Consider the following 9,802-nt stretch of genomic DNA (forward strand, 5'->3'; position numbering starts at 1 on the left):
TCAACGGTCTGACGCGCGGCGCCGTCTTCGCCCTCGTCGCCCTCGGCTACACGATGGTTTATGGGATCATCGAGCTGATCAACTTTGCCCACGGTGACGTGTTCATGCTCGGCCTGTTCATCTCACTCACCTATTTCAGCCTGATCGGGATGGCGAAGACCCTCTACGGCTGGCACCTCGTGACGATCCTGCCGCTCGTCTTTCTCGCGACCATGCTCACGACCGCCCTCATCAACGTCATCATCGACCGCCTCGCCTACCGCCCGCTCCGTCACGCCGGGCGCCTTTCGCCGCTGATCACCGCCATCGGCGTCTCCTTCATGTTGGAGAACATCGCGCTGCTGTGGGTCGGCCCGGCGCCGGTCTCGTACCCCGAGATCTTTCCCTCGGTGGACATCCTGTACGAGTGGTTCGGCTGGAACTCGAAGATCTTCATCACCAGCAAGGACCTGCTCGTGCTCGGGCTGACGGTTCCGCTCATGGTCGCGCTCCAGCGCTTCATCAGCGTGACGACCTGGGGCAAGGCCATGCGCGCGACCGCCCAGGACCGGGAGACCGCCGCCGCGATGGGGATCAACGTCGAGAGGACGATCATTCTCACCTTCTTCATCGGCGGGGCCCTGGCCGGGGCGGCCGGGGTGATCCAGGGGATGTACTACAACATGGGCCAGTGGTGGGTCGGCTACCAGGCGGGCCTCCGCGCCTTCACGGCGGCCGTCCTGGGCGGGATCGGGAACATGCCAGGCGCCGCCCTCGGCGGCCTGGTGATCGGCTTCCTGTCGGCGTGGAGCGACCAGTACATCTCCGCCCGCTGGACCAACGCGGTCGTCTTTTCCATCCTCATCCTGGTCCTGGTCTTCCGCCCCCACGGCCTGCTGGGCGAGCGGACGCCCGAGCGGCTGTGACGGGAAGCCTGACCTCGCGGATCACCCCGCTGCAGCGGCAACGGCTGGCGGCGACCGTCGTGGTCGTGGCCGTCGTGGCCTATCCGTTCGTGGACCGCGCCCTGCGGACCCAGACGATTCACGCGGTCTCGGACGGCATGATCTACGTCCTCCTCGCCCTCGGGCTGAACATCGTAGTCGGCTACGCCGGGCTCCTCGACCTCGGCTACGCGGCCTTCTTCGCGATCGGCGCCTACGCCATGGGTCTGCTGAACTCCCCGCTCCTCGGCTCGCCGCTCCACGGGCACGTCTGGAGCTTCTGGGTCATCATCTGGATCTCGGCGATCGTCTCGGCGATCTTCGGCCTCATCATCGGGGCCCCGACCATCCGGGTCCGGGGGGACTACCTCGCCATCATCACCCTCGCCTTCGGCGAGATCATCCCGGTGGCGATCCGCAACATGGGGGACGTCACCGTCGAGATCGGAGGCTGGCGGCCGATCGAGAAGCTGAACATGACCGGGGGCGAGAACGGCGTGAACCCGGTCGGTCGGCCCTACCTCCCCGGCCTTCACTTCGAGACCGATCCGATCCCCTGGTCCTTCCTCATCCTGATCATCGGCGCGCTCTCGCTGTGGGCCATGAACCGCATGCGCGACTCGCGGCTCGGCCGGGCCTGGATGGCCATCCGCGAGGACGAGACGGCGGCCGACTGCACGGGGGTGAACCCGGTCAAGACCAAGCTCCTCGCCTTCGGGCTCGGCGCGTCCTTCGCCGGCTTCGCGGGCTCGTTCTATGCGGCCAAGCTGTCGGCCATCACGCCCGGGGCCTTCGAGTTCAACGTCTCGATCATGCTCCTGTGCATGGTCGTGCTGGGGGGCATGGGAAGCCTCAAGGGCGTCATCCTGGGCGGCATGCTGATCACGCTCTTCGATCGGATCCTTCTCGCTCAGCTGACATTCCTGGTGCGCTGGATCGGTCGGTCGCTGGGTATCGCCACCCTCACGAGCGTCGATCTCACGCTCTGGCGCTGGTTCTTCTTCGGCCTGGGCCTGGTCATCGTCATGCTGGTCAGGCCGGAGGGGCTGGCGGGACGGCGCGTGCGCCCGCCTGACGCCGACGTGGACGAGCGGGAGGAGGCTCTCGCGCTCGTGGCCGCGCCGCCGCGCCCGCAGGCAGAGGCGATCCCGTCCTGGCTGCGGAAGCCTGGAGCGTCGCGAACGAGCCTGACCACGACTCCTGTTCTCGACGTGCGGGGCCTGACGCGGCGCTTCGGGGGCCTCGTGGCGGTGAGCGAGGTGGACCTCGTCATCCCGCCCGCGGGCATCGTCGGGCTGATCGGACCGAACGGCGCCGGGAAGACGACGTTCTTCAACCTCGTCACCGGGCTGCTCCGGCCGGACCAGGGGGAGATTCGATTGAATGGCGAGAGCCTGGTCGGGCTGAAGCCCCATCAGATCGTCGGGCGCGGCGTCGCCCGCACCTTTCAGTCCATCCGGCTCTTCCAGAACATGACCGTGCTCGACAACGTCCTCGTGGGCGAGCATTGCCGGCTCCACGCCTCGGTGGCGGGCGCCGTCTTCCGCCCGCCCGCCGTCGTCGCCGAGGAAGCCCGCGCTCGCGGCCGGGCGCGAGATCTCCTCGGCTTCGTGGGTCTGGGCGACAAGGAGGGCGAGCTGGCCAAGAATCTGGCCTACGGCGATCAGCGCCGGCTCGAGATCGCGCGGGCCCTGGCTACCGAGCCCAGGCTCTTGCTGCTCGACGAGCCGACCGCGGGAATGAACCCGCGGGAGACCGACGCCCTCACCGAGCTGATCGGGCTCCTGCGGCGCGAGCTCGGACTCGCGGTCCTGCTCATCGAGCATCACATGGAGGTGGTGATGGGGATCTCCGACCGCATCACCGTGCTCGACTACGGCACCCGGATCGCGGAAGGCACGCCGGCCGAGATCCGACAGAACCCGAAAGTCATCGAGGCCTATCTGGGCAAGGGCTACGAGCAGGAGCTGGTCACCCCGTGAACGGAGCTGCCCTGCTCGAGCTGAATGACGTGCACGCCTACTATGGCAACATTCGCGCGCTCAAGGGCGTCTCCCTGACCGTGGCGCGCGGTGAGATCGTCACGCTCATCGGCTCGAACGGGGCGGGGAAGACCACCACGCTGCGGACGGTGCTCGGGACGGTGCGGCCGCTGCGAGGCACCGTGACCTTCGGCGGGAAACGGATCGACAAGGTGCCCACGCACCGGATCGCTCGCCTGGGGATCGCCCAGTCTCCCGAGGGCCGCCGGATCTTCGCTCCCATGACGGTGCTCGAGAACCTTGAGCTGGGCGCCTTCGCGCGGACCGACCGCGAGGCGATTCCCCAGGACCTGGAGCGGGTGCTCGCGCTCTTTCCGCGGCTGCGTGATCGCCTCGGGCAGAAGGGCGGCACGCTCTCAGGCGGAGAACAGCAGATGCTGGCGATGGGTCGCGCGCTCATGGCCCGTCCCGAGATGCTGCTCCTGGACGAGCCGTCGATGGGGCTCTCGCCGATCCTGGTGGAGACCATCTTCGAGATCATCCGCGACATCAATCGGCTCGGTACGACCATCCTGCTCGTCGAGCAGAACGCCCGCATGGCGTTGCGGGTGGCGCACCGGGGCTACGTCATCCAGACGGGGCGGATCGTGCTCCAGGATGCGGCCCTCGCGCTGCTTCGCTCCGACGTCGTGCGCAAGGCTTACCTGGGGGAAAAGTAGGCGAGGGGAGTCGAGGTCACCGGCGAGAGGTGAGACCCTCCAGGTCAAGCTCAGGCATGCGCCCGTTCATGAGGTCGGCGACGATCCGAGCAGTGCCGCACGCCATGGTCCAGCCCATGTGGCCGTGGCCGCAGTTGAAGAAGAGATTGCGGTGGCGGCCGAGACCGAGGATGGGTGGCCCGTCCGGCGTCATTGGGCGCAGGCAGGCACGGTACTCTCCCCGATCGTAGTCGACGGCGTCGGGAAAGACGTCACGGGCGAAGCGAAGGATGTTGTTGAAGTCCCGCGGCGTCCAGCCCCAGTCGTAGCCGGCGAACTCCGCCGTCGAGGTGAGGCGCAGCCGGTCGCCGAGCCGTGACCAGCCCACCAGCCACTGCTCGTCGACCCCGGGGATGGTGGGCGCGAGGCCACCCGGCTTGAGCGGAAAGGTCGAGGAGTAGCCCTTGGCCGGATAGATGGGGAGGCTCACCCCCGCCGTCCGGGCGACGATTGGGCTCCCCACGCCAAGGGCCAGGACGTAGTTGTCCGCGGTCAGAGTACCGTCGCTGGTGACGGCGGCGTCGATGCGGTCCCCGCCGGCCTGGAGCGCGGTGACGCGGGAGCCGAGCTTCACGGTGACGCCGAGCCGATCCTGGCAAAGCGCCCCCAGACGCTCCGTGAACAGGCGCGAGTCGCCGCTCGAGTCACCGAGATCGCGGATTGCTCCGGCGATCTTGGTCTTGACCGGCTCGAACACGGGGTCGAGCCTTGCCACCTCGCTCGCGTCGAGGACTTCCTGCTTCTGGCCGTGCTCGGCGAGAAGGGCCATCTTCTTGATCCCCGCCTCGAGCTCGGCCCGATTGCGATAGAGATACAGAGCCCCCTTCGTGATGGCGTCATACTCGAGCCCTTCGGCTCGCACCAGATCGTTCATCACGCGCTGGCTGTACTGGCAGAGGCGGAGCTTGACGAGCGTGTTGCGCCGCGCCCGCGCCGCCGTGCACTCGCGCAGGAAGCGGAGCCCCCAGAGGTACAGGCGCGGGTCGGGGGCGAGCCGCACGCGAATGGGCGTTTCGGCGCCGCGCAGGGAGCGGAGGAGCATGGCGGGGGCGCGCGGCGAAGCCCACGCGAAGGAGTGCCCTGGCGCGATGATCCCCGCGTTGCCGGCGCTGGCTTCGAGCCCCAGCCCGTCCTTCTCCTCGAGGAGCGTCACCTCGTGGCCGGTCTGGGCCAGGAAATAGGCCGTGGTCACGCCGACAACGCCGCCGCCCAGCACGAGGGTCTTCATGCCGGCTAGACGTCGAGTAGGTAGCCGGTGCGCAGGGGGTCGTCGGGATCGAACAGGAACTGGCTGAACCCGGTCAGGTACGCGGTGCCGGTGATCTCGGGCAGGATCGCCGGCCGCCCCTCGACTTCCGTCTCGCCGCCGATCCGAGCCGTGAAGCTGAGCCCGAGCAGCCCCTGGCTGACGAACGTGGAGCCGACGCCCATGAGGCCCCGGTGATGGAAGAGGGCCAGGCGCGCGCACGTGCCCGATCCACACGGGGCGGCGTCGACCTGGCCGGGGCCCCAGACGAGGGCGTTGGGCGATACGCCGTCGGCATCCGGCAACTCGTGGACGAGCACGTTGTCCACGCTCGTCTTGCCGAGACCCGGTATCTCGACCTGGAGTTGGGCGTTGACCGCGTGGCGGACGGCCATCCCCCGCTGGGCGATGCGCTTCGCGAGCTCTCGCCGCACCGACACGCCGACGTGCGCCGCCTCCACGATGGCGAAGACGTTGCCGACGCCGACGGCGATGTCGACCGGCACCTCGCCCACGCCCTCGACCTCGATCACGTGCCCGGGCATCGCGACGAAGGACGGCGTCCACCGGAGCGTGACCTCGCGGACGCGGTCGCGGTCCGAGCGCGCGATCGTCTCCACGACACCCGCCTCCGTGTCAATGACGACCGGGGTTTCGGCCCCCGTGCGGGGCACCAGCCCGGTCTCGAGGGCCACCGTGGCCGCGCCGATCGTGCCCTCGCCACACGAAACGTAATAGCCGCCCGGATAGATGAAGAAGAGACCGAAGTGCGCGGCGGGCGTGACCGCCTCGGTCATGACCGCGATCAGGAGGCCGCGGTGCCCGCGCGGCTCGAGGCAGAGGCCGGTCCGGAGATCGTCGAGATGCTCCTGGAACCATCGCCGCTTGTCCGCGATCGTGCTTCCGGGCAGCCTCCCGAGGCCGCTCGTCAGCAGCCGCATCCCGATGCCTGCCGTGTGGAAGTCGATGGTCCCGATCACGCGATCGGATCGCATAGGCACCTCCAAGTGAGGGCCATGAGACTGCACCCCTCACGCCCTGTCAAGATCCAGCGCGGAGCGCGCGCCAGCACAAACTATGCGGGAACAGGCGCTCCCCCTCACCCTGCCCTCTCCCCCATGGGGGAGAGGGATGTACGAAGAAGTGCAGCGTGACGAATCTATTCTCATCCCTCTCCCCCGTCGCGGGGGAGAGGGCAGGGTGAGGGGGTGGTACGAACTGCAGCGTGACAAGCCCTATTTTCATCCCTCTCCCCCAGCGGGGGAGAGGGCAGGGTGAGGGGGCGGTGCGAGGAGAAGATTGGTTCAGGAACAGCCTGGGTCAAACCGTGACAGGGCGAAAAACCGCTCGGCGAGCTCGGTGTTAGGATAGGGCTCGGCGCCGGTGAAGGGCGCGAGATCGCCGGGAAGTGGATACCCACCATCCGTCGCGATGGAGGAGCGTGAGATGGACCTGAGACTCGCGGTGGTTCAGCCGGAAACACTCACGGGCGCGGACGCCCCGAAGAACGTCGATCGCGCGGTCGCCTACATTCGCCAGGCGGCCCGCGATGGCGCCAAGCTCGTCATGCTCCCGGAGACGTACCCTGGCCCGTACACGGTGCCCGTGAACTACTCCCCGCACGAAGACCTCGCCGCCGTGGCGGGCGAGGAGAAGGTCTATGTCGTGGGCGGCGCCGTCGAGTACATTCGTCCGGACGACGTCGGCCACGCCCCCTGCTACAACTGCCTCTACCTCTACGGTCCGAACGGCCAGCGCATCGGCAAGTACAGGCGCACGACGCCGCCCGGCCCGTGGATCTACGAGGGCGGGAAGTTCTGGGATTTCAAGTACCAGGAAGCGGACGAGCTGCCGGTGTGGGAGACGGAGTTCGGCAAGCTCGGCATCCTGATGTGCAGCGAGGTCTACGTGCCCGAGCTGTCACGGATGATGGCCCTCCAGGGCGCGCGGATCACCCTCTTGCCCGCCGGGCTCTGGCCGCCGCAGCTCCACGAGACCTGGCGCACCCTCGTCTGGGCCCGCGCGATCGAGAACCTGATGATCACCGCGACGAGCCGCAACATCCTCGAGGGCGGCAGCGGCCACGCCATGATCTGCACTCCCGAGGAGATCCTGCTCGAGTCGCGGAAGCCCGGCGTCTTCACCGTGACCGTCGATCTCGCGCGTATCGAGTGGCTGCGCAACGAGCTCGACCGGCGAGTCGATGGCACGCTGCCGTGGCGGACCAAGCCCGGCATATTCAAGCAGTGGATCCGCCCGGAGCTGTATCGGGGCTACGAGCGGCTCTGACCGCTAGTCGATCACCCGGTCGGCGCGCAACAGGATCAGACGCGGAATGGTCACTCCGAGCGCTCGCGCCGTCTTGAGGTTGATGACCAGCTCGAGCTTCGTCGGCTGCTCGATCGGCAAGTCGGCGGGCTTGGCGCCCTTCAGGATCTTGTCCACGTAGACGGCGGCGTGCCGGAAGAGATCGGAGTAGCTCGGCCCGTAAGAAAGAAGCCCTCCGGCCTCCACGTATTCGGACACTCCGTGTATGCTCGGCAATTGGTGCTTGATCGCGAGGTCGGAAATTCGCCCGCGCTCGGAAAAGAATAACGGGCCGGCGATGACGAAAACTGCTCGGGCACGCTTCTGAGTCATGGCCGAGAAAGCTCCAGCGAGTTCGCCCGCGCTCTTGACCCCCAAATCCTGAAGCCCAACCTTTGACGACCGAGCAGCGGCCTCGAGCTCTCGCAGCTGACGCGCGGAGGCGGGGTTGTCCCGATGCCAGAGAACCGCCAGCCGGGACATCGTGGGAAGGACCTCTCGGAGAGTCTCGAAACGCTTGCCCGCCAATTCCGGGCCGATGCTCGTCACCCCCGTGACATTGCCTCCGGGCCGCGCGAGGCTCGCCACGAGACCAGGCTCGCTGCCGCCGGTCGCAATGACGATGGGGATCGTGCTGGTGGCCCGTTTGGCGGCCTGGGCAGCCACGCTACCGCTTGTCACGATGACAGCGACCTTGAGGCGAACCAGTTCCTGGGCCAAGACCGGGACCTGCTCGTATTTGCCGCTGGCAAAGCGCGCTTCGAATGAGACGTTCTGGCCTTCGATGTAGCCGAGTTCGCGAAGCTGCTGCCGGAAAGCCGCCCACCACTCCAAGCGCTCGCCGGCGTCGAGCAGCCCGACTACAGGAGCCTTGCCGGTAGGCTGCGCGCTCGACTCTCGCGCCGCAGGCAGTCCCAGGCTAAGACCCAACAGCGCGAGTAAAGCTTGTCTTCGGTTCATCACTTTGGGGAGGGCTCGCGAGGCTGGACGGGATCTTCGGGATGGCGGATGCGCGTCCATCGCAGGCCGAGGCTCGACACATCGGCCGCGAGTACGTCGTCGCCGTCCGGTTTGGTTCCCTGCTCGATCCACGCGACGAGGTCGTCGAAGGCCTGCTCACGCTCCTCGCCGTCGAACGCGCAATGGCCCGGCCGCCGCACCGCCCGCTGCACGAGCAGATGGGCCGTGCCCGCGGCAACCGTCCGGCGCCGGTACGCTTGCTCGAGGCTCCACGGCACGAGCCCATCCCCGGTCTCGTGGATGGCGAGCACGGGCACGGTTATGCGGCCGGTCAGCTCGGCGAAGGCCGGGTTCACGCTCCGCGACCTCGCGCCCTCGGCCGGTGCGATGCGTCGGACCTTGACGTTGAGCTCTTCCTCGGTGACGCCGAGCCCTGGGTCGATCCGATATCTGACCTGCAATGTGCTCGCGGCTCGTCGCAGTTCCTGGGTGTCGCCGCCGGTCCCAGGTACGACGTAGACTAAGTAGAAGGGGGGGAGCCCCTGTAGCCGCAGCGGCCGGTCACCGCCCGTCAGATACTTGAGGACGCTGTCGAAGCGCCGGCCCCGCTCCGTATAGGCGGGCGGCGCCCCCATGCGGGGCAGCCATTGGCCGTTCAGCCGGCGGCTGAGGGTTTCCCGATCCGGCGCATCGAAGAGGTTGACACCGCCGAGGTACTCGGCGGCGGCGCGCGCGGCGTGGTAAAGGTCGACAAGCCCAATCCCATCGATGACCCCGCACTCGATGAGCGCCCCTTGATACAGGCCCGGGTAGATCTCGAGCGAGGCGATCGCCACATGCCCTCCCATGGACTGCCCGTGGATGACGGCCCATCGCGGGCGACGTACCTCCCGGATGAACAGCTCGAGCAGCGCTCGCATGTCATCCACGAACAAGTCGACGCGGTAGCCCTCGGTGCGGTAGCTCGATGCGGCGAGCGCGTAACCCCGGTCGAGCAGGTGCGAACTCAGGGGCGAAGCCTGCGTGACACCGAAACCGTGGGCATAGAGGACGAGCCCGCCGTTCCAGCCGGCCGGTACCTCGATCAGGTACCGCCCGCCCTCGTAAGTGCCCCGCCGGCTGATGGGGCCGCCATCGCTTGCCGGGACCCTCGGCAGGGCGGGGCCGGCGGCGAGAGCGAGGAGGACCACAACCACGAGAGCGAGACGCCGTCCCGGTGACACTATGTCCGCCTATTGGGTTCTGTCATTGGTGTCGCCTCTGTCCGCCCAACGGCCGCGGTCACCGGCCGGAGCGAGCAACGCGAGCGCCCGGTCCGCTGCAGCGCGATGATCCTCATCCAGGCCCCCCCTTACCACCCGGCAGGGTAAGGTGGTTGCGGCCAAACAACACCCCCCGACCGGGGGAAGGAGGAGACTGGATGAGATTCTATACTGGGCAACACCGATACGACTGTGGGATCGATCTGCACGCGAGACGGATGTACATCTGCATCCTGGACGCGGGCGGCACGGTGCGCGTCCCCCGTAAATAATGGCCCCGCGACCCCGGGGCACTTTCTCGCCACCATCGCCGGGTACCGGGAGGATCTCGTGGTGGCCGTCGAGTGCATCTTCACCTGGTACT

General features: G+C 67.8%; 8 protein-coding genes and 1 pseudogene. 5 read left to right on the top strand and 4 right to left on the bottom strand.

Features of this window, described 5'->3' with window-relative positions; translation table 11 throughout:
- From VGT00_20240 to VGT00_20250, 3 genes are all read left to right on the top strand, one after another.
- Positions 1-905 (top strand): branched-chain amino acid ABC transporter permease (locus VGT00_20240; GenBank protein HEV8533762.1); only part of this gene is annotated, 905 nt, incomplete at its 5' end.
- Entirely contained in the window at positions 902-2,905 is a 2,004-nt protein-coding gene (locus tag VGT00_20245; protein HEV8533763.1) for a branched-chain amino acid ABC transporter ATP-binding protein/permease, read from the top strand. The genes VGT00_20240 and VGT00_20245, both read left to right, overlap by 4 nt.
- Positions 2,906-2,916: 11 nt before the next feature.
- Positions 2,917-3,624: an ABC transporter ATP-binding protein gene (locus VGT00_20250; protein HEV8533764.1), complete on the top strand. Its 708-nt coding sequence runs from the start codon at positions 2,917-2,919 to the stop codon at positions 3,622-3,624.
- Positions 3,625-3,640: 16 nt separating this feature from the next.
- On the opposite strand, the gene VGT00_20255 is transcribed toward VGT00_20250, so the two are convergent.
- Positions 3,641-4,891: a D-amino acid dehydrogenase gene (locus VGT00_20255; protein ID HEV8533765.1), complete on the bottom strand. Its 1,251-nt coding sequence runs from the start codon at positions 4,889-4,891 to the stop codon at positions 3,641-3,643.
- Positions 4,892-4,896: 5 nt separating this feature from the next.
- Positions 4,897-5,904: a proline racemase family protein gene (locus tag VGT00_20260; protein ID HEV8533766.1), complete on the bottom strand. Its 1,008-nt coding sequence runs from the start codon at positions 5,902-5,904 to the stop codon at positions 4,897-4,899.
- A 451-nt stretch (positions 5,905-6,355) separates the two neighbouring features.
- On the opposite strand from VGT00_20260, the gene VGT00_20265 reads away from it, so the two are divergent.
- A complete protein-coding gene (locus VGT00_20265) occupies positions 6,356-7,198 on the top strand; it encodes a carbon-nitrogen hydrolase family protein (protein ID HEV8533767.1) in 843 nt (280 codons plus the stop codon).
- Between the two features lie 3 nt (positions 7,199-7,201).
- On the opposite strand, the gene VGT00_20270 is transcribed toward VGT00_20265, so the two are convergent.
- Both VGT00_20270 and VGT00_20275 read right to left on the bottom strand, forming a co-directional pair.
- Positions 7,202-8,176, bottom strand: a complete 975-nt coding sequence (locus VGT00_20270; protein HEV8533768.1) for an ABC transporter substrate-binding protein — start codon at positions 8,174-8,176, stop codon at positions 7,202-7,204.
- Positions 8,176-9,399 carry a DUF6351 family protein gene (locus VGT00_20275; GenBank protein ID HEV8533769.1) on the bottom strand — a complete coding sequence of 408 codons (1,224 nt, stop codon included), beginning with the start codon at positions 9,397-9,399 and terminating at the stop codon, positions 8,176-8,178. Before VGT00_20275 ends, VGT00_20270 begins: the two co-directional genes overlap by 1 nt.
- A 197-nt stretch (positions 9,400-9,596) precedes the next feature.
- Between VGT00_20275 and VGT00_20280 the strand changes: the two are divergent.
- Positions 9,597-9,802 (top strand): annotated as a pseudogene (locus VGT00_20280) (IS110 family transposase).

Source organism: Candidatus Methylomirabilota bacterium, from assembly GCA_036002485.1.
Lineage (GTDB): Bacteria > Methylomirabilota > Methylomirabilia > Rokubacteriales > CSP1-6 > AR37.

What these genes read in the sequence shown, in the direction of transcription:
- VGT00_20255 (HEV8533765.1), bottom strand. Translation starts at nt 4,891, where the DNA reads ATGAAGACCCTCGTGCTGGGCGGCGGCGTTGTCGGCGTGACCACGGCC.
- VGT00_20260 (HEV8533766.1), bottom strand. Translation starts at nt 5,904, where the DNA reads ATGCGATCCGATCGCGTGATCGGGACCATCGACTTCCACACGGCAGGC.
- VGT00_20265 (HEV8533767.1), top strand. Translation starts at nt 6,356, where the DNA reads ATGGACCTGAGACTCGCGGTGGTTCAGCCGGAAACACTCACGGGCGCG.
- VGT00_20270 (HEV8533768.1), bottom strand. Translation starts at nt 8,176, where the DNA reads ATGAACCGAAGACAAGCTTTACTCGCGCTGTTGGGTCTTAGCCTGGGA.